General features: G+C 53.4%; 16 protein-coding genes. 9 read left to right on the plus strand and 7 right to left on the minus strand.

All coding sequences use genetic code 11. The features are described from left to right. Positions 1-255: 255 nt before the first annotated feature. Positions 256-828: a D-glycero-beta-D-manno-heptose 1,7-bisphosphate 7-phosphatase gene (gmhB, locus tag VGC33_RS10180; protein WP_331120636.1), complete on the minus strand. Its 573-nt coding sequence runs from the start codon at positions 826-828 to the stop codon at positions 256-258. Positions 829-1016: 188 nt separating this feature from the next. Here gmhB and metN point away from each other — a divergent pair, with 188 nt between their 5' ends. From metN to proS, 6 genes are all read left to right on the plus strand, one after another. Next, the gene (gene metN, locus VGC33_RS10185; RefSeq protein WP_331120637.1) at positions 1017-2048 is read left to right on the plus strand and encodes a methionine ABC transporter ATP-binding protein MetN; all 1032 of its coding nucleotides are present in this window, start codon (positions 1017-1019) and stop codon (positions 2046-2048) included. Continuing rightward, a complete protein-coding gene (locus tag VGC33_RS10190; RefSeq protein WP_331120638.1) occupies positions 2041-2694 on the plus strand; it encodes a methionine ABC transporter permease MetI in 654 nt (217 codons plus the stop codon). The genes metN and VGC33_RS10190 overlap by 8 nt, the downstream gene beginning before the upstream one ends. Positions 2695-2757: 63 nt before the next feature. After that, positions 2758-3573 (plus strand): MetQ/NlpA family lipoprotein, encoded by an 816-nt coding sequence (metQ, locus tag VGC33_RS10195; protein WP_331120639.1) that lies wholly within the window; start codon positions 2758-2760, stop codon positions 3571-3573. A 116-nt stretch (positions 3574-3689) separates the two neighbouring features. Further along, complete coding sequence (gene rcsF, locus VGC33_RS10200; protein WP_331120640.1) at positions 3690-4097, plus strand: envelope stress sensor lipoprotein RcsF; 408 nt, start codon at positions 3690-3692, stop codon at positions 4095-4097. Then, positions 4094-4828: a tRNA (N6-threonylcarbamoyladenosine(37)-N6)-methyltransferase TrmO gene (gene tsaA / locus VGC33_RS10205; RefSeq protein WP_331120641.1), complete on the plus strand. Its 735-nt coding sequence runs from the start codon at positions 4094-4096 to the stop codon at positions 4826-4828. Before rcsF ends, tsaA begins: the two co-directional genes overlap by 4 nt. A 182-nt stretch (positions 4829-5010) precedes the next feature. Then, positions 5011-6738, plus strand: coding sequence for a proline--tRNA ligase (gene proS / locus VGC33_RS10210; protein WP_331120642.1), 1728 nt, complete (start codon positions 5011-5013; stop codon positions 6736-6738). Between the two features lie 78 nt (positions 6739-6816). Here the strand turns inward: proS and VGC33_RS10215 are convergent, their stop codons facing one another. After that, entirely contained in the window at positions 6817-12300 is a 5484-nt protein-coding gene (locus VGC33_RS10215) for a hypothetical protein (RefSeq protein ID WP_331120643.1), read from the minus strand. 317 nt (positions 12301-12617) lie between these two features. After that, entirely contained in the window at positions 12618-13166 is a 549-nt protein-coding gene (locus tag VGC33_RS10220) for a YaeQ family protein (protein WP_331120644.1), read from the minus strand. A 258-nt stretch (positions 13167-13424) separates the two neighbouring features. Between VGC33_RS10220 and rof the strand changes: the two genes are divergently transcribed. After that, positions 13425-13682 carry a Rho-binding antiterminator gene (rof, locus tag VGC33_RS10225; RefSeq protein ID WP_331120645.1) on the plus strand — a complete coding sequence of 86 codons (258 nt, stop codon included), beginning with the start codon at positions 13425-13427 and terminating at the stop codon, positions 13680-13682. A 100-nt stretch (positions 13683-13782) separates the two neighbouring features. Here rof and tilS read toward each other — a convergent pair whose 3' ends face one another. Next, entirely contained in the window at positions 13783-15105 is a 1323-nt protein-coding gene (gene tilS, locus VGC33_RS10230) for a tRNA lysidine(34) synthetase TilS (RefSeq protein ID WP_331120646.1), read from the minus strand. Continuing rightward, positions 15095-15484, minus strand: a complete 390-nt coding sequence (locus VGC33_RS10235) for a VOC family protein (protein ID WP_331120647.1) — start codon at positions 15482-15484, stop codon at positions 15095-15097. Before VGC33_RS10235 ends, tilS begins: the two co-directional genes overlap by 11 nt. A 557-nt stretch (positions 15485-16041) precedes the next feature. Here VGC33_RS10235 and VGC33_RS10240 point away from each other — a divergent pair. Further along, positions 16042-17430: an inositol phosphate phosphatase SopB gene (locus tag VGC33_RS10240; protein ID WP_331120648.1), complete on the plus strand. Its 1389-nt coding sequence runs from the start codon at positions 16042-16044 to the stop codon at positions 17428-17430. Positions 17431-17438: 8 nt separating this feature from the next. Next, on the plus strand, positions 17439-17807 hold the full coding sequence (locus VGC33_RS10245) for a type III secretion system chaperone family protein (RefSeq protein ID WP_331120649.1): 369 nt from the start codon (positions 17439-17441) through the stop codon (positions 17805-17807). A 93-nt stretch (positions 17808-17900) separates the two neighbouring features. On the opposite strand, the gene VGC33_RS10250 is transcribed toward VGC33_RS10245, so the two are convergent. Beyond that, complete coding sequence (locus VGC33_RS10250) at positions 17901-20048, minus strand: lysine decarboxylase LdcC (protein ID WP_331120650.1); 2148 nt, start codon at positions 20046-20048, stop codon at positions 17901-17903. A 207-nt stretch (positions 20049-20255) separates the two neighbouring features. Beyond that, positions 20256-21215, minus strand: a complete 960-nt coding sequence (accA, locus tag VGC33_RS10255; RefSeq protein WP_331120651.1) for an acetyl-CoA carboxylase carboxyl transferase subunit alpha — start codon at positions 21213-21215, stop codon at positions 20256-20258. Between the last annotated feature and the right edge of the window lie 16 nt (positions 21216-21231).

Consider the following 21231-nt stretch of genomic DNA (forward strand, 5'->3'; position numbering starts at 1 on the left):
TCTCGTGAGTGCCCACACAGATTGTCTGATAAATTGTTAAAGAGCAGTGCGCCGCTGTAATCAGTCTGGCGCGAGGTGGCGTATATTACGCTTTCCTCTCTCAGTGTCAAGCCCGTTCGGCCCGCCTCCTGACTCGTTTCCGGTAGAGTGTGATACTGCTCACGTTACCGGTCGATGGAGGCGCATTATAGGGGGGCGCGGAAAAATGGCAAGGAAAAAAAGCGTCTTTTTTTCCGACCGGTTAAAAACTAACCGCTATGCGCTTTTTGCATGCTGTTTTATCGCATCCGGCAGCTGCGCCAGGCTGTCTATGACCCAATCCGCCAGGGCTTCGGCCTTTTCGTCCAATGGCTTGCCGCTGCGCACCAGAACTTTGGCGCCCACGCCCGCGGCCTGCCCGGCCAGCATATCTTCAGCTTTATCACCTACTATATAGGAGGCCGCCATATCAATATTCAAAAACCCCTGCGCATCCCGCAGCATGCCGGGTTTGGGTTTGCGGCAGTCGCAATCCTGGCGGTACTCGCCCTCCACGCCGTCGGGATGGTGCGGGCAGAAATAGATGCCGTCCAATTCAACCTCGCGATCGGCCAGCGACCAATCCATCCACTCGGTTAACCGCATAAACTGATCTTCGGTAAATTTACCCCGCGCGATGCCGGACTGGTTGGTCACGACCACCAGGGCGAATCCCATGGCTTTCAGTTCCCGCATGGCGTCGATAACGCCGTCGATAAACTGAAAATCATCGATCTCGTGAACATAACCGTGATCGACATTAATGGTACCATCACGATCTAAAAATATAGCTGGGACAGGCTGTGACACAGATTGGCTCCTGACAACATAAATGACGTTTAGTATCGCATGTTTTGTCCGGGGAAGAGAAATGGAGAAAATGAAACCCAGTTGACTTAGCCGTCTAGACGCCCTAACATCCCCGCACATTGATATCCGCGGATGTCAATCCGGTACTCTTTACTCTCGCAACAGGTAACCAGTAACAATAAACAAGCATGATTACACTTTCCCATATCACCAAACAATATTCCCAGGGTTCCCTCATTATCAACGCCCTGTCCGATGTTTCATTGCACGTTGCGCCAGGTCAGATATATGGCGTTATCGGCGCGTCCGGCGCCGGTAAAAGCACGCTTATCCGTTGCGTAAATTTATTGGAACGCCCCACCAGCGGCACGGTGCTGGTCGATGGTAAAGATTTGACCAACCTGCCGGAGCGGCAGCTGATTGCCGCCCGTCGGCAAATCGGCATGATATTCCAGCATTTTAACCTGCTGTCCTCGCGCACCGTCTCCGGTAATATCGCCCTGCCGCTGGAACTGGATAATTTATCCAGGCGCGATATTACCGCGCGGGTCGATGAACTGCTTGCGCTGGTCGGGCTTGAGGATAAGGCCGACGCCTACCCGGCCAACCTGTCCGGCGGACAGAAACAGCGGGTCGCCATTGCCCGGGCGCTGGCCAGTAATCCCCGGGTGCTGCTATGCGACGAAGCCACCAGCGCGCTGGATCCGGCCACGACCCGATCTATCCTGGCGTTGCTGAAAGATATCAATCGCCGCCTGGGCCTGACTATCCTGCTTATCACCCACGAAATGGACGTGGTGAAACGCATCTGCGATCAGGTGGCGGTAATAAGCCAGGGCGAATTGATTGAACAGGACACGGTAAGCGAGATGTTTTCGCATCCCAAGACGCCGCTGGCGCAGCAGTTTATCAAGTCCACCCTGCATCTGGATATTCCGGACGATTATAGGGAACGCATGACCGATGCGCCGTCGGCGGGGAAAATACCCATACTGCAACTGGAATTCACTGGCCAGTCGGTGGATGCGCCGTTATTATCCGAAGCCGCGCGCCGTTTTAACGTCAATAATAATATTATCAGCGCCCAGATGGATTATGCCGGTGGGGTTAAATTCGGCATTATGCTGACGGAAATGGCGGGGGATGAGCAAAATTCTCGTGACGCCATTGCCTTTTTGCAGCAGCAGCACGTCAAAGTAGAGGTACTGGGCTATGTCTGAAGCCATGGTGGCATTATTCGCCAAAGGTATCTGGGAAACCTTAATGATGACCTTTGTTTCCGGTTTCCTGGGTTTTGTCGTGGGACTGCCCATCGGCGTATTACTGTATATCAGCCGGCCGGGGCAGATTACCGAGAATGGCAAGGTGTACCGTATTACCTCGGCGCTGGTAAATATCTTCCGTTCTATTCCTTTTATCATCCTGTTGGTGTGGATGATCCCCTTTACCCGCATGATTGTCGGCACGTCAATCGGCTTGCAGGCGGCGATTGTCCCATTGACCGTCGGCGCCGCCCCGTTTATCGCCCGCATGGTGGAAAACGCCCTGCTGGAGATCCCGGCCGGCCTGATTGAGGCGTCGCGCGCCATGGGCGCCACGCCGTTGCAGATTATCCGCAAGGTTTTATTACCGGAAGCGCTGCCCGGCCTGGTGAATGCCGCCACCATCACGCTTATCACCCTGGTGGGATATTCCGCCATGGGGGGCGCGGTGGGCGCGGGCGGCCTGGGACAAATCGGTATCCAGTACGGCTATATCGGCTACAACGCGACCATTATGAACATTGTCTTGGCGTTATTGGTAATTCTGGTGTTTTTAATACAGATCGGCGGCGATAAAATCGTTAAGGCCGTTACCCATAAATAGTAAAAATGAAACCGCCATTCCGGCGCTTTATTGCAAAAAATTTACCCAAAAGAGGAAAGGGATATGTTTTCTAAAATAAAAACTCTGGCTGCCGTCAGTGCGTTAATCGGTTCCCTGGCGCTGGCAGGCTGCGGGCAGGAAGAAAAAGATCCAAACCATATCAAGGTCGGCGTGATTGTCGGCGCGGAGCAGCAGGTCGCCGAAGTCGCGCAAAAAGTGGCCAAGGAAAAATATGGCCTGGATGTTGAACTGGTCACGTTTAACGATTACGTACTGCCTAACGAAGCGCTGAGCAAAGGCGATATCGACGCCAACGCTTTTCAGCATAAACCTTACCTTGATCAGCAAATCAAGGATCGGGGTTACAAGTTGACGCCGGTGGGCAACACCTTTGTCTATCCGATCGCCGGCTACTCCAAACAGATCAAATCCCTGGATGAGCTGAAGCCGGGTTCGCAAGTCGCCTTGCCTAACGATCCGACCAACCTGGGACGATCTTTGCTGCTGCTGCAAAAAGTCGGCCTGATAACCCTTAAAGACGGCGTCGGCCTACAGCCAACCGCGCTTGATGTGGTCGGCAATCCGAAAAACCTGAAGCTGGTTGAGCTTGAGGCGCCGCAATTGCCCCGTTCCCTTGACGATCAGCAAATCGCCCTGGCTATCATCAACACCACCTATGCCAGCCAGATTGGCCTGACTCCGGCGAAAGACGGCCTGTTCGTTGAAGATAAGGAATCACCCTACGTCAATCTGATCGTGGCGCGCGAAGACAATAAAAATGCCGAAAACGTAAAAAAATTCGTGCAGGCATATGAGTCAGATGAAGTTAACGACGCGGCGAATAAGGTATTTAATGGCGGTGCCGTTAAAGGCTGGTAATCTCCACATATTGATAAAGTGCGTTTTTGACCAGACGGGCTAAGGCCCGTCTTGTTATTTATGCCGTAGATTGATTCAATAACGTCGGTGAAATAAAAATAATCAGAGGAAAATGTATGCGTGCTTTACCTGGATGTATTTTGGTGCTCTCGTTGACGGGTTGTGCATGGACCCACACGCCGCCGTCGACGACGACCCAGGCCGCACCCGTCTCGCCGTTTAAAAACACGACGCCCGTCCGTAAGACCCCGGCGCGGCCGCAGCCGGCCAAGCTGTACAAATCCGCCGAAGAGCTGGTCGGGAAACCGTTCCGCGATCTGGGGGAAGTGTATGGTTCCACCTGCCAGGTGAATTTGCAGGATCCGCCGCCAAGCCTGCCCGCGGCGCGTAAGGAAATGCAGATGCGCGCGGCCTATATGAAAGGCAACGCGGTATTATTACATCAGTGTGAAACGGTGCGGGCGGTGGCGGGATGCTACCAGCAGGCCGTTTGCCAGGGTACCGCGTTGAAAGTTTCGCAATGAATGAGTATCAACTGCGGCAAATCGGCGTGATCCATTCGCCCTATAAAGAAAAATTTGCCGTTCCCCGCCAGCCGGGACTGGTGCCTGACGGAACCGGTGAGCTGCGGCTGCTGACGCCGTACAATCAGCCGGACACCGTGCGCGGTCTGGAGGCGTTCAGCCATATCTGGCTGCTGTTTGTATTTCACCAGACCATGGACCAGGGCTGGCATCCCACGGTGCGGCCCCCACGTTTGGGCGGCAATAGCCGTATCGGCGTTTTCGCCACCCGTTCAACCTTTCGCCCCAATCCACTCGGCATGTCTTTGGTGGCGCTGCGCGGTATTCGCCTTGAGGGCGCGGAGGTGATACTGGAACTGGGCAGCCTGGATTTGGTGGACGGCACGCCGGTGGTGGATATCAAGCCCTACCTGCCCTATGCCGAAAGCATCCCCACGGCGCAGGCGGGTTTTGCCCAGCACAGCCCGGCGGGCGCGATGGCGGTGACCTTTTCGGCGGCGTCGGAGCAACGTCTGGCCGGGCTGATGGGACGTTATCCCCATTTGCGCCGGTTCATCACCGACGTGCTGGGGCAGGATCCCCGCCCGGCCTACCGACGGGATCGCGACGGCGAGCGGACCTATGCGGCGCTGTTGCTGACGTTTAATGTCCGCTGGCGTATCCTGGGCGAGGCGGCCGAGGTGCTATCCATCGAGGATAACCCCGGGGCCACGTCAAGCGGAAACCGTTAATCGGCATCGGAGATCCCCGGCGATCCCCGCGTTGGCAAACCGGGCGCGGGCGCGGTTTTTGCGATTTTTCCATTTGCTCTCTTTTGGCCGCCCGCCCGCGCTGGTAAACTGATTCACTTTTCATACTTTGCTGCCGATAAGCAGCCTGTGGCATTAAGCCGTTCTTGTGGAATCCAACTATCATGCGTACTAGTCAATATCTGCTCTCCACCCTTAAGGAGACCCCCGCCGACGCCGAGGTCATCAGCCATCAGCTGATGCTGCGCGCCGGGATGATCCGCAAGCTGGCATCCGGCCTGTATACCTGGCTGCCCACCGGCCTGCGGGTACTGCGAAAAGTCGAAGCCATCGTGCGTGAAGAGATGAACAACGCCGGCGCCATTGAGGTTTCCATGCCGGTGGTGCAACCGGCGGATTTGTGGCAGGAGAGCGGACGCTGGGAACAGTACGGGCCGGAATTGCTGCGTTTTGTCGATCGCGGGGATCGCCCGTTCGTGCTCGGTCCCACCCATGAGGAAGTGATTACCGACCTGGTACGCAATGAAATCAGTTCGTATAAACAGCTGCCGCTGAATTTTTTCCAGATCCAGACCAAATTCCGTGACGAAGTACGCCCGCGTTTCGGCGTGATGCGAGCGCGCGAATTTTTGATGAAGGACGCCTACTCGTTCCATACCAGCCAGGAATCCCTACAGGCGACTTACGACGCCATGTACCAGGCTTACAGCGCCATTTTCAACCGTATCGGCCTGAACTTCCGCGCCGTGCAGGCGGATACCGGTTCCATCGGCGGCAACGCCTCCCATGAGTTCCAGGTGCTGGCCGACAGCGGTGAGGACGATATTGTTTTCGCCAGCGGTTCGGACTACGCCGCCAATATCGAACTGGCCGAAGCGGTTGCCCCCGCCGGCCCGCGCGCGCAACCGGCCGCAGAACTGCGTCTGGTCGACACGCCCGATGCCAAGACCATCAATGAGCTGGTCGAACAATTTAATCTGCCGGTGACCAAAACCGTCAAGACGCTGATTGTCCATGGCGATAAAGACGCGGGCCTTCCGCTGGTCGCGCTGCTGATACGAGGCGATCATCAGCTTAATGAAATCAAGGCGGAGAAACTGCCGCAGGTGGCAAGCCCGCTCGAGTTCGCCAGCGAAGAAGAAATTCGCGCGGCCGTCGGCGCCGGCCCCGGTTCCCTTGGACCGGTCAACCTGCCGATGCCGCTGGTGATTGATAGAAGCGTAGCGGTAATGAGCGATTTCAGCGCCGGCGCCAATAGCGACGGCAAGCATTATTTCGGCATCAACTGGGAACGGGATTTGCCGCTGGCGGAAACCGCCGATCTGCGCAAAGTCGTGGAAGGCGACGCCAGCCCGGACGGCAAAGGCACGTTACAGATAAAACGCGGCATTGAAGTCGGCCATATTTTCCAGCTGGGCGCCAAATACTCCAAGGCAATGAATGCCACGGTCCAGGGCGAGGACGGACGTAACCAAACGCTGACCATGGGTTGCTATGGCATCGGCATTTCGCGGGTGGTTGCGGCGGCGATAGAGCAAAACCACGATGAGCGCGGCATTCTCTGGCCGCAGGCCATTGCTCCGTTCCAGGTCGCCATATTGCCGATGAACATGCATAAATCCTTCCGCGTCAAGGACGCGGCGGAAAGCCTCTATGACGCGCTGCGCGCCAAAGGCATCGACGTACTGCTCGACGATCGCAAGGAACGGCCGGGCGTGATGTTCGCCGATATGGAGCTGATCGGCATACCGCACACCATCGTTATCGGCGACCGCAATCTCGACGGCGAAGAAGTTGAATATAAACACCGCCGTGTCGGTGAAAAGCAGATGATGAAAATCAGCGCTATCGTCGACTACCTGGCGGGCGAGATCGGCAACGCCGGGCATTGATTCGCAATACCCATCCACTAACCGGCCCGGCGGCATGCCCGGCCGGTTTTTTTCGGCCGATGGGTTAAAGCCAAGGGTTTAATCATTGTGAATAAGATTGATTAATATCCAGCTTTTTTGCACGATGCCGGGATCACCATAGATAAAATTACCGATATTCGATTTTACCGGTGTTATGTCCAGATAATTCTTGGCGCCAAGCTTAATGGTTTCTGTGTATTTATTGATTTCGCTGGCGATATAAAAAGCGACCTCGCTTTGATTAGATATAATCTCTGCAGGAATATTTCTTTGCAACATCACCAGCCGTTCCCGGTTTTCCAGCAGGGTGATGACCACCCTTGGCCTGGATGGCAACGGATGGAATGCCGGATCGATATTTTCATCATCGCCGGGCGAGCCGGGACGATCAACCGCCAATGTCTCGTTCATCTGTAAAGCCAGCCCTTGTGCGTTTTCCACCAACAGGGAATGACCTAAGCCGATATCTTCGCGCGTATCGGTACGACGCCCACCCGTTTCGCTGAACCGGACATATTGTGGCGGCTGCACGGGAACCAGCCTGGGTTCTTCGGTGGTCATATCGATTTGCAGACTGAAATCAGACCTTAGCCAAGAATTGAGATAAAAATGAAAATGAGAAAAATCAAACCCCAGGGTAAGAATATCCTGGCTTCTGATGCCCGCCATAATAGGGAAATGCCCTAACTGCTCTTTGAAAAAATTAGCCAGTAAAAGGGGCCATAACGTCTTGCGATTGCACTTGTTGCCGACGCGAATGAGATATTCATCCAAATGATCTTTATCGTCGGTTAAAGAAATATAAATATTGCTCCCAGGCTGCAGATTCCTTGTGACCACCACCGAAGGCAGCTGCCTGAAAGACGCCAGCGACGGCTCTACATCCCGCCAATGCAGCGGATGATGCAAACTTCGCCCATCCACGACCACGCTTCCAGGCGGCAAGTCTTTGTATTCCCGCGACAAGATATAAGCATCCAGCGCGTTGATCATATTGGCGCTGCCATAAAAAATGGTCAGCATGGCGGCGATAAGCGTTTCCTCATCCCCTGCGGGGCTTGCCAGCAAACTTGCCTGATAGAGGGATTCCGCGGTCATCAGGTCGGGATAGAATCTCATCAACGTTTGCGCGCCTATCTCTTTCCTAAGGAAATGCAGCACATCAATCACCACGATGCCGAACGGCGTATTTTCGGCAACCGCCCTGCTGTGGCGCTGGAACGGTAAATTTCCTAATAGGCTAAGCGAATCCTCTATGAAATCATGGATACGCCGGTGCCAGCGTTCGTTATCCCGTCGCCTTTCAATACCGCAACCACGCAGTGGCGAAAATGTCACGCCCGACCCCCGATTACGCGATTTACTGTCGGTAATCACCCCGCGGTAGCTTTCCACCGTGGTACCCAGCCGGTCGGAGATAATTTGCGCGGAAGAGCGCCGTCCTCCTAAAGCGCCAAAGCACGAGATAAGCTCAATGTGGCTAATGGGTTGATCGGGGTGCAACGAGCGATGTATACCGTTGATAATATCCGCGAATTCAATCGCATCGTAATGATTTATACTCGTCAACGCGCCATGGGCCTTAATCTCCATTTGCAGATTATCCAGCCCATGGCGAATGTAACCAATGCGGCCATCCGGCCCCAATAATGCTGAAATGCGCGTTTTTTCCAGATTGGGGTCCCCCACCCAAACCAAAAAGGATTTTTGATTGTTAATCCTTCTACCGCCGATGATCGTTCCGATCTCTTGCGAGGAGATGAACATTTGATCGGCATTGAGCCGGTCATTGATATGATGATTGTTAATTCCCACAAAACGATCCCCGCCCAGGCTGACCATAACATGAAAATCTTTTTCCTCAGTATAAAAGACCACGAGTTTACCGGCGGCAATATTTTCAAGCTCGGCATTATTATCAATACATTTATTTAACACCAGAAATTTATTGAGTTTATTTAGCGAAATGATATCACCATCCATTTTACTAATTATCAATTTTGCCAGCCGTTCCAGCGCATCGGCTTGCTGAGGCACTATTTTTTTTGCGCCGATTAAAATTTCCAGTGCAAAACGGATACTGCTTTTTTCACTGGACGTTTTGGCGCTAACGTCTTTGGCTATATCCATTAAGGATTTTGTCGGCAACGGTGCGTTTCGCAAGTCTCCTTTTTCGACCATAAAAATTTTATGTTGGCTATACGTATATAATGCATCTTCTTTGAACACGCCTAATTGCTCGGCAATCATAATGCGTTTTTCGTCGCCCAGCTCAACGTCCAGCAATCTATTGTTCATGCCGGCAAACCTGCCGTTGCCCACGCTCAGCATGAAATGTGAAATCGAGCTATCCTCGACCTGGGTAAAGCGGACCAATTTGCCTGGCTCAATACACAGCATATCGTTAAAGGATTTTATCTGTACAGGAGATTGGATAATATCAAGCACGGCTTGCTGTGGATTGTTTTTATATGCTTCCAGCAGCGCATTCTTGTCAATAAGCGTCAGCCGCCCCGTTTTTTGCATGGCCGACAAAATAAATTCATAACTATTTTTGGACTTATGATCCGTGATAATAAACTTACGTATTTTTTTTTGCAGTAATAGGAGTTGTTCCACGCCATCATAATTCGATAAAAACATTGAAAACGTGATCGGCGCGGCAGGCTGCATCAGCTCGGTGAACCCCGGAGGGGACACGACTAGTTGTTCATTATCCCGGCTGATGCTGAAAATGGGCCGATAATCCTTTGCCATCTGCTCGGTCGCAAAGTCTTTGTAGGTAATCAGTGCGGTGGAACCTGAATTTTTAAAGCTCTGGGTCCATTTATCTTCGGTTAAAATTGCCACATCTTCGATATCAGGAAGCTTTATAAAGCGTATGTTTTCAGCATGCGGCTCAAGTAAATAGTTTATATTTTCATAACGGGCGGCCAGCAGATAATGACGAATAATGTCGCTACTTACGTTTGGATCAAAAATAAACATTGCGCGATAGCGTATATCATCAAATCCGCTATTAATGGCAAACCGTTCGACACCCTTTAATAGCTGATTTATATTTTCTTCAAATTTAAAACGATTACAATAACGGCGAAATTTTAAAGAAAAATTGCTATCATAATTAAAAATATTTTCACTTAACGTCGACATTGACATCGCATGATAATTTTCAACACGCAACGTAGCGGACCTGCCATTATCCAATACCAGCTGCTGATTATTGAATTTGAAGGCATCACCGCCCACTTCCTGCCAGTGCGAGTCGGAAAGGGATTGATCCAATTTTTTCAGTCCAAAGCCGGCAAATCTGCCCCTTCCCAGGCAAAGCAATGATAGAGTCGGTTGATTGTTAATATTATCCACCACCGATACCTTATAGCCGGCGGGAATCGAACTCATTGATTCTGTTTTATGAATGGTTATTTTTGGAATACCCGTCTCCTCGCCAAGTAATTTTTCCCGCTCAAAATGATACCCTTCATGCTCCATGCCGTGGCACAGCTGATACACTTTCAGCATTGCCTTTATGTTGTTATTCCCCAAGATATTCAGATGCTTATTATTTTCATTTAACAAGCCTTTCATCAGCATGACCAGACGATCGCGGATTCCCGCGTTGACAAAAGTCTCGGCCGCCTGCGTGTCGGCTGTAGCTGAGTTTACTACTTCAACGACCTTTGCCGCCTGATCATGCAGCAATTCATATCCCTTACTGCCATAGGATTTCATCACGTCATATATGTCGGCGGCACCGGCCAAGCCGGTAATCACCATGCTTAACAAAGCCGATTCCCATGCCTGTTTACGATGCCCTTCCCCCTGCCCGCTGGCCACCTGGTGCAGATATAAAGCGTTGCCGGCTATCGACAGTACATTGCCCAACGCCATCGCCGCACAGCCGGCGGGTGAACCGCCGCTGAAAAAAAGCGACAATAGATAAAGCGCGTTGCCGGATGCCTGCAAACGCTGCTGGACCAGACCGTCATCACCGTATTGCGCCGGCGTGGCGAAAACCAGGGAATGATAATCAATATGCTCATCCAGCTTTTCAGCATCCAGGGTTTTTAAACTCTGCCAAATGTTGGCCGAATTGACAAAAAGAATCGCGGGCGTTAAAACGCAATCGTGCTCATTCAACTTAGGCGCGAGACTCGTCGCTTCCAGCCATGTCTTATGCTGCACCGAGAGGTGGCCGGCGATAAACATTCGTAATGCGTCGGAGACATCGTCGGGTGTCCAAAGATAAACCGCCCCTGTCGCCAGGGAAATCAATAATCCGCCTGTCGACTCGGCGATGGCGATTAATGCCGGGACGGTAAACCGTCCTTCGGGAGCCGCCAAACTGACCAGTTTTTCTTCTATCTGCCTATCCGTCCAGCGCTGGATGATTTTTCGTATACCGCCATCGGCATTTTTGCCCATAAACGGGAACAGCGCCGCAGCCAATCGATTTTTAGCCATGGTAATATACGCGGTACTGATATCCTCGCTCGCATGGAAGTAATCGACCAACCGCTCAAAATCAGCCGTAAGACTGACGGCGTCGCCGTTGATAATAAATTCCAAATAGGACAGGAAGTCATGCTTATCAGAATCCAGGATAATGGTACGCAAGACAATATAATCATACTTATCTGTTTCTTCATCATCGTTCAATTTAAAAACATAGGGTTCTTTTAACAACACTTGCCTAACGGTATAGTTTCCTCGCGCTATTTCCCTTACCGGGCTTAATCCCGCGTGATTTTTTTTCAGATAATGTATAATCAGCGATATACTTGTCGCGAGCTGTTGTGATGTGAGCGACATGCCGTATTTTCTCTGTACCACGTCGCTTAACAGCATATCAATGAATTCCGTGGTCACACGGTGAGATGTCGGTGGAAATTCTTGGGAAAGGCCGAACGTATGCAACCAGGTATTCCTTTCAACCATACCTGCATGCCTGGATGTTGTATTTTTCCCTGGATTCAGGATAACCGAAGTGGAATTGTTATGAGCAGGCATTATTATATTGGTTTCAGGTCGATCCATAGCAGCGTTCATGACCGCGTAAGTATTTATTTTTTCCCGTAACTGGCGCCAGTATGCCATGTGCTCCCCCTGATGCGCGCACGCGGGTAAAGTCGCATAATCATATGCTTGCCGGTTAAAACGCGGCGCCCTCATGGGCAATGCCTTTGGCCAACGTTCCCCCGCCTTGGGGTCGCCGCCATAACGCAGATAATACAACAGCATGCCGCAGCCTAAGATACCCGCCAGCAAATACAGTAGCCTAAAAAAAACCTGTTGCGTTTTTTCCCCTCCGTCCTGGTCGTGGCTGTTTACTGCGGCCAAAACGCTTGATGAATCATGATCAAGAAGATGTTTATTGCCAGTATCGATGGTTGAATTTTTTTTTACGCCAGCCCAACCCTGTTCTCTATTTGAGACCTGGCTCAGGCTATGTGTCGTCCCGATTAATAACGGAAGTTTATTTTTTTTATTACTCGTGAAAGAATTTCTTGAAAAGATATGAAGCTCATTAGATATTAGCATTGAAATTATATCCTTTTACTCAGATCAAGCATATAACGAAAAATCAAAACCAAGATCGCTTATAACCCTGGGGTCGACGTTATCTGAAAAATGACTGAGTGTAAGTAATTACAATGCCGGACAATATCTTTTGCGCTGACTCAGCGTCAATGGCGGATCGGGTTAAACAATATTTCATCAACCCGCGTAGCCGGGGGGCGGGATTACAGGCGGTTATTACCGCGTGGGCGCGCCTTGCGCCTGAACCCGCGCAACGGCTGCGCTAAACATCCTCAAATCGTTGCGCAAACCGCGCTAAACGGCGGGGCAACCTGCCGTTACGCGCCCATGCTTTTCCAGGTCGTGAGCGTTATTTCCAATTGTGTTTGCTGATCCGACAGCCACATTAATCCATCTTGCAGCGTAGCCTGCAAAGACATATTGCGCGCCGCGAGCGCGGCCAGTTGCGCCATTTGCGCATCCTCGACAAAATACACGCACAGGTTGTCGTGCTGGGACAACGTCGGTTCGACCTGCCGCCACCATATGCGCGCCGCGCGCTCGTTATAGGCATAGAGCACCACATTGCGCGCCAGATGACAGGCTTTACGCAGCCTTTTTTCCTCAGGCAATCCCAGTTCTATCCACCACTCCGGCTCGCCGCGATCGTTGCGCAGCCATAACGCCGGCTCATCCTCGGCGCTGAGACCGCGGGTAAACTCCAGGCGGTCGTCGGCATGGTAAATCCATGCCAGCAGACGCAGCATCATGCGCTGCGGCGTCTCGGAGGGATGCTGCGCCAGCACCAAATTGACATCGGAAAAATAATTCCGGTCCATATCGGCGATGTTGATCGCCGCTTTATGTACAGTCGCTTTTAACGCCATGGGGGTTCCGTAGGATATGTTTTGGCTGGCAGTGTACCCGACATCGCCCATCGGCCGCCAGAAAAGCGGTAAAGGTATTGTGTCGGCGCTATTAATTCCTAAACCATTTATTCCAGGGATAGGGGTGCTCTGTGCTATAGTCTGATAAGGAAATACTGTTGAAAGATGTAGGCGGGATGAGCGGCGGATGAGAATCGCACTCCATCCTCCCTCAGGGAACAGGCGGTATTTACCGCCGTAACAAGTAGGTGAGCTATTATGTCAACGAATGAAGAATATCAACCCATTAATTGTGATGATTACGATAATCTTGAGCTCGCCTGTCAGCGCCACTGGGTCCTCACTCTGACGCTTAAGAATGGAGATACCGTTGCCGGCACGGCGCGAGATATGATCTCAAGAAAACATGTCGAGTATCTGGTTATCGACGAGACGGGCGGCAGCCATGAACTTCGGCTGGACCATATTGCCAGTTTCACCCACCCTGAACTCGGAACGGTGGTGGTTAGCGAATAATCCCCCTTCTTCCCCTTCCTGACGGGCAGTAGGATTACTACCCGTTAGCGTTTTTCCCAAGCGGCCCCCGTTGCCTCCCGTCCTTGCCGTTAGCGCGACACTACCGTATCCATTCCAGGTTCAGGCCCATATCCCCCTCGCCGACCTGCCCTTCACGGGTGATGAAAACGCCCGGCGCGGTGATCAACTGCTCGTTGTAATACACCAGGGGCGTGCGCTCACGCTGCCAGGGCGCGACACCCAGTTCCTGCCATAATTTTTTTACCGGTCGTCCATGGCGACGGCCCAGAATATGCAGGGTGCCGGTCGCCGAAAACCTCACGCTTATCCGCTCGTCCGCCCGCGGCCGGCGCACCGCCTCACCGCCGGAACCCTGGCGCAGCAAGCCGAGATCATCAGGCAGCGGCAGCATTTGCCCTACGTCCCGCCATATCAGCACACGCTCCCTGAGCGAGGGCCATAGCGGCAGGGCGAACAAGCGTTGGCGAAACCGCCGGATCTGCCGGTCCCCCAACCGCAGCATGGGCTCGGCGTCCCGGCGGCTTAACGCCACCTCGGTCCAGATCCTGGCCAGCTGTTCCTGCGAGGGCATGTCCATGCCAAACGACGCCAGCCAGCGGCGCAGCACAGCCCCGCGCCGTATGGCGCTCATGCCCATCATCGGCGCCAGATCGAGAGAATTATCCGCGCCGGTTAATTGTTGCAGCGTCTCGGCGAGCAGCTCGTCGAGCAGCGTTTCCTGATCGGCGCAAAGCGCGGCGCTGCGCGCCGCCGCCCGGCTGAAATGGGGCCAGCGTTGACTCAGCAGGGGAATCACACGCAGGCGCAGAAAATTACGATCGAAGCGCGGATCCTGGTTACTCTCGTCCTCGATCCAATTTAAGCACCGGCTTTGGGCATAGTCGCGCAGCCGCGCCCGGCTGATATCCAGCAAAGGCCGCAGCAGCGCGTGGCCATGGAAAGGCGACAAAGCGGCCATGGCCGATAATCCGGCCGGTCCGCTGCCGCGCTTTAGCGCCAGCAACAGGGTTTCGCCCTGATCGTCCTGATGCTGGGCGGTCAACAACGTCTCTCCAGGCAGCAGCGCCTGCGCCAACGCCTGGTAACGCGCAGAACGCGCCGCCGCTTCGATACCGCCGTCAGCGCTATCCACCCGTACCCTGAGCTGCTGGAAAGGAATATCCAGACGGCGGCATAGCGCCGCGCAATGCTGCGCCCAATCGTCGGCATGGACGCTTAAGCCATGGTTGATATAGACCGCGCGCGGCGCAAGATCGGGCATCTGCCGGCCGCGCAGCAACGCCAGCGCATCCAGCAGCACCGTGGAGTCCAGTCCGCCGCTTAGGGCCACCAGCACCGCCCGGCGCCCCCCAAGCCGCTGAGCGATATGGCGGCGCAGCGTCTCCTCGCAATCAGGCTTCATACAGCTCCAGGGGGAGATCGTCGGGATCGGCAAAAAAAGTAAAACGCCTGCCGGTCAGGGGATCGATACGCACCGGCTCGCAGTCGACGCCGTCGATTTGCAGTGCGCCGATAGCCGCGGCGACATCCGCCACGCTGAACGCCAGATGGCGCAATCCGCGGGCTTCAGGGCGGCTGACCCTGGCCGGCGCGTTGGGAAAGCTGAACAGCTCGATGATATAGTCGCCGTTAAGCGCTAAATCCCCTTTCCAGGAATCGCGTTCGGCACGGTACGTTTCGCTTAGCAGCGTAAAGCCGAGTATGTCGCAATAAAACTGCTTACTGCGCTGGTAATCCGAGGCGATGATGGCGATATGATGCACCTGCTGTAGTTTGAGCATCGGCATGTTCCTGTTGAATCCATTGATGGGCGCTAGCTGGGCCACTCCCCGGCTCAGGAGGCAATTTACCACAGTATATCCGCCCTCGCCCGCCTGTCATACCCACCGCGTGGGGCGCCGCCGGCGGACGGTGTGATGCGTGGCCGGCGGTTGTTTCCGGCGAAAGATGCATAAAACGCTCATCTTCGGCATAATGTCTGGAATTATCAATCGCCTTGTTTTAGCATCTGATTAAATTATATACATCTTTAATCAATTACCTTGGCGACAGCAGGCGATCTATGATAATCGTGCCCGGTTTTATATCTAAAACATTTTTATCCGCGGAAAAAAAAACGGAGCCGGTAGTCGCTAATACTTTTACCCAGGCGGTATTAAGGGTATTCAAGCGATTAGCCGCCCTGCGAAAATATATGCCAGTGAACATCCACGGCACAAAATCTTCGAGCGGCTACTCCCGCAGCGCTGTCACGTCATTGCGTAAACTGCATCTGCGGGCGGGAATCAAGGCCCTGAGAAATGCGGGAAACAAAAAGGCGGCCCACTATTTTGAAGATATGTTGGCTGAGGATGGCCGCAGCGATAATGAAGATTCACCTGCAAGTAGTAAAGATATCAAATCGCTTTTAGCGCTGCAAAAAGAAATCAAAGACACTTTAGCGATGCATTTAAAACAACAATGCGGCTGCAGTAAAGGCGTGGCCCGTGATAACGCGAAAAAAAATCTCGATTCTCTGGCTAAAGAAATTTTAAATAATACCCCATGGGATATTATTCACGACCGGTTTAGTTTTGCCGATAGAACCTTTGACAGCACATTAATACCCGCCGGCCAGCTAAAATTGGGCGCGCAAGATATTTTTGCGGTTAGCTATGAGAATAAAGGTATTTGCAGTAAATCCACCGATGAAACCATCCACGCCCCGAATTTATGGGCTACACATTTTAAAGTAAAAGATGATAACCAACAGGAAATGCTGTTTACCGGCTTGCGTCATGCGGTGTTAAGCCCCTTCCATCTGGATCCAGGCAGCGCCGAACGTAAGGAGGGAGCGCTGAACCGCGCCAGGGAAGTCGCCGCCGCCGCGCTGTTCTTGCGGCCGGAAAAACTGGCCGCGGCGTTGGCGGGTAAAACGGTGGATTTGCCGCTAACGTCGACCAGCCTGCTGACGCCCGTGGATATCGGCCCCTCCACGGAAAAATCCCAGTTAAGGGATCAGATGGAAGCCTGGAAGGATATCGGCGCCAAGCCGATAGTGCTGGTTATCCGCGATCAAAAAGGCGATAGGGTGCCGGTAACCGTGCGGCTTGATATCGCCGCCTTCAATTTCGGGGTGAATCAGCTGGCGCTGGGACGGCTTGGCCTTGGACATGGTTTCGCCGATAGCTATAATCTGCCGGCGCTGACCAAGCTGCTTGGCCGGGACCTGTCGCAAAGCGCGCCGCACGGGGGTTGGGTGGGGCAGTATCTTGCCACCCTGCCCCGGCCCGCCAATGCCGAGAGGGTATCTTCGCTGGCGAGCGAACTGAAACAGATTTGGTCTCATAAGTCCCATCATGACGATAACGGCGAACCCTATAAAGCCGCGATGCGTGTCGCATTATTATCCTATGAAATCGGCATTACCCCTTGCTGGAATTGCAAGAGCGGGAAAGATCGCACCGGAATTCTAGATGCGGTCATTAAGCACAACGTGGTAAATCAATATTTATATAAAAGAACCCTCCCGCTGAATGGGCTACATCATGAGAGTAAGGCATTAGTCGAGAGCGTGATGCTTAACACCGGTAATTTACAAGTTCAACAATATAATACCGGCGCCCCCGGCAACAAATGTTTAAATGAAAATAGGGTCGCCGATTTGTTATTTAATAAACTCACCCTGCGCGCCGGCTTAGGGGATGACATAGCCGACAAGGTGAAAAGCCTGGCCGACCGCGTATAGGAGGCATTATGGAAACTTTTTTACTCGGACTGTACGATCGTTATAATATCCTTCTGCGTGAAGACAATATGCTTTGCATCAATGAAGATATTTTTATTTTCCTTTCTGAGAACGACAACCGCATAATTTTACTCTGCCCTTGTTTTCCCGTACCCGATCAGCAAACGGATTTAGTCGGGCTGTTAGCGCTGAATTGCAAAAATGAGATTACCTTTTGCTGCGCCGATGATTTGATTATGGCCAAGTTGATAATGAATCAAGATGATGACTTTGATGGCATGATGGATAAATTCGGCTGGTATGTTCATGAAATAATCGCCGCCCGGGACTGTTTCAGTCCCGGCCCGCGGCAAGAGATGCCCGGCCGGGTAGCATAGCGGAACGACCAGCCGGCGGCCTATACGCCGGGGCGCCGCTCGCAGGCCATTACGCACGGCGCCGCGCGAAGCGGCGCCGTTATGATCGCGGTTTCAGGCCGGCGCGGTGGTTTTCAGCACCCGCACCAGGTAGCGGCCATCCTCGGTTAACTGCGCGCCGTGGATATCGGTTTCAAACCCCGGGTAATGTATCCCGATGGTACAGAGCATGATGAGGAAATCCAGTACCCCGCGGCTTTGCTCGGTGATCATCTCGCCCGGCATCACGACAGGCACCCCGGGGGGGTAAGGCAGCAGCATATTGGCGGAAATGCGTCCGATCATATCCGGCAGCTCCACCGTCTCCACATTGCCGCGCACCTGCTGTTGAAAGGCGGCGTGCGGTGTCATTATCATCTCGGGCAGTACGTCGAATGCGCTTAACATCAAACGCGGCAACCGGTGCTGGCGGATCAGGCGGTGTATGCCCTGGGCCAGATCCTGGATGCGCATGTTGCGATAAAAATCAGGATCTTCGGCGTAGAGATCGGGCAGCATATTCCTGACGCGCAAATTCAGATCATAAGAACGTTTAAATTCGGTCAAACCGCGCAGCAGGCTCATGGCTTTGGTTTTGTCAATGCCGATGCTGAACAGGAACAACAGGTTGTAAGGACCGGTTTTTTCCACCACCACGCCCCGCTCGTCGAGGAATTTGGCCACCAGCGCCGCCGGTATGCCGTCCTCGGCCATATTGCCGGACTCGTCCATGCCGGGCGTCAGTATCGTGACCTTGATCGGATCAAGATACATATGGTCGGCGTCGGCATGAGCAAAACCGTGCCATGGCGCGCCCGGCTCGATGGGCCAGCACACCGCCTCCTCGATAATCTCCGGTTGCCAGATATCAAAAAACCAGCCTTCGGACTCCTCGCGCAGCCGCTGCACCTCTTTGCGAAAATGCAGCGCCCGCTCGATGGAGCGCAGGATCAGCCGCCGTCCCGGCTTGCCCCGCACCATGGCGGCCGCGGTTTCGATCGACGCCACTATGCCGTAATTAGGCGACGTGGTCGTGTGCATCATATAGGCTTCGTTGAAGGTGCGTTCGTCATAATCACCTTTGATATGAATCAAAGAGGCTTGGGAAAACGCCGCCAGCAGCTTGTGGGTGGACTGGGTTTCAAAAATAACCTTGCCGGGGATGCGCTCGCCGCTCATGCCGCTTTTGCCGCGGTAGATCGGGTGGAAATTGGTATAGGGCACCCAGGCGGAATCAAAGTGAATCGAGGCCACTTCCAGGGTTTCTTTGATATATTGCGTGTTGTAGAGCAAACCGTCGTAGGTGGAATTGGTAATCACCGCATGCACCGGCCAGGTGGCATGGGGCGTTTGCGCCACTTTCAACGCAATGCTTTCCCGGGTGAATTCGCGTTTGGGAATGCCGCCCAGGATGCCATAGGCATTGCGGATGGGGCACAGGTAGATGGGCACAATGTCGCTCATCATCAGCAAATGCGTCAGCGACTTGTGACAGTTGCGATCGATAAGCACCGTGCTGCCCGCCGGCGCGGCGTACATCCCCACCATTTTGTTGGCGGTGGAGGTGCCGTTGGTCACCATATAGCTTTGCTCCGCGCCAAAGATGCGGGCAATAAACTCCTCCGCCTCGAGATGCGGGCCGGAGTGATCGAGCAGCGATCCCAGTTCGGTTACCGAGATCGACACGTCCGCCTTCAGGGTATTGGCGCCAAAAAAATCGTAGAACAGGCTGCCCACCGGGCTTTTTTGATAGGCGGTGCCGGCCATGTGACCGGGGGTACAAAAGGTATACTTACCCTCTTTCACATAATTAAACAGCGCTTTGGTAAAGGGGGGAATGATGGCGTCGATGTATTCATCGGTATACTGCCGTATCCGGCTGCTGATATCGTCGGCGACGCCCAGACCGTACTCAAAAAAGTACAGCACCATACGCATTTCATTCAGGCTGACGTCCAAAGATGATTGGGTGTTGATAAACGCGTAGAGCGGCAGGTATTCGTTCAGCTCGTTAATCTCGATGCAGAGATCCATACTGTACTGATCCCAATCGAATATTACGCCGCAGATACGCGGATTTTGCTCGATAAGCTTGACCAGATCGCCGCTCGAGGTGGGATAGACCAATTGAAAACCCCGCGTTTTCAACGCCTCATCCAGCTCCCGAATGGGTTCGTTTTTATAAAACACCCTCTCCGGGCTTAAAATTGCAATGATGTTCATTCAGCCGGTCCTTTTAGCCTGGGGCTGTTTCGTTGCCCAATAAGCATAGATCACTTCATAACGGCCATGGCCGGCAATACCGGCGGTTGCGCGCGGTCCATGAAAAAACACCCCGCGAGCGATACGCTTGCGGGGTGTTTCAGTCCTGGTCATCTCGCTAAAGCGCATGGCACTGGCGACCTGACCGCCTCGCCCGCCGGGGCAAGATCAGCAATAACCGTAATTCATCAACCGTTGATAACGGCGATTCAACAGTTCTTCCTCGCTCATTTTATCCAGCTCGGACAGGTCGGACAGCAGCTGCGCTTTTAACGACGCCGCGATGGCCAGCACATCACGATGCGCGCCGCCCAGCGGTTCGGGGACGATGCTGTCGATAAGCTCCAGTTCCTTGAGCCGCGGCGCAACGATACCCATCGCCTCGGCGGCAATCGGCGCTTTATCGGCGCTTTTCCATAAGATGGAGGCGCAGCCTTCCGGCGATATCACCGAGTAGGTGCTGTACTGCAACATATTGACCTTATCGCCCACGCCGATGGCCAAAGCGCCGCCGGAGCCGCCCTCGCCGATAACGGTACAGACCACCGGCACCCTAAGTCCGGGCATTTCGCGCAAATTGTGGGCAATGGCCTCGGACTGGCCACGTTCCTCGGCGCCGACGCCCGGATAAGCGCCGGGGGTATCGATGAAGGTCAGCAGCGGCAGGTTGAACCGGTCGGCCATTTCCATAAGCCGCAGGGCCTTACGGTAGCCTTCCGGCGCCGGCATGCCGAAGTTGCGCCGAATTTTTTCTTTGGTTTCCCGGCCCTTTTGATGGCCGATAATCATCACCGGCCGGCCGTCGAGACGCGCCATGCCGCCGACAATGGCTTTATCGTCGGCATAGGCGCGATCGCCCGCCAGCTCATCGAAATCGGTGAAGATATGCTGGATGTAATCCAGCGTATATGGCCTGCGGGGATGACGGGCCAGTTGGGCGATTTGCCAGGCCCCCAGATCGGAGAAAATTTTATGGGTCAGCTCCACGCTTTTTTCACGCAGGCGCTGCACCTCTTCATCCAGATTAATATCTAATTTTTCGTCTTGACGGCTGACTGCGGTCAGCGAGTCAATTTTCGCTTCCAGCTCTGCAATCGGCTGTTCAAAATCAAGAAAATTCAGACTCATAGTATTCCTATATTAG

This window comes from Acerihabitans sp. (assembly GCF_036398755.1).
GTDB lineage: Bacteria > Pseudomonadota > Gammaproteobacteria > Enterobacterales > Enterobacteriaceae > Acerihabitans.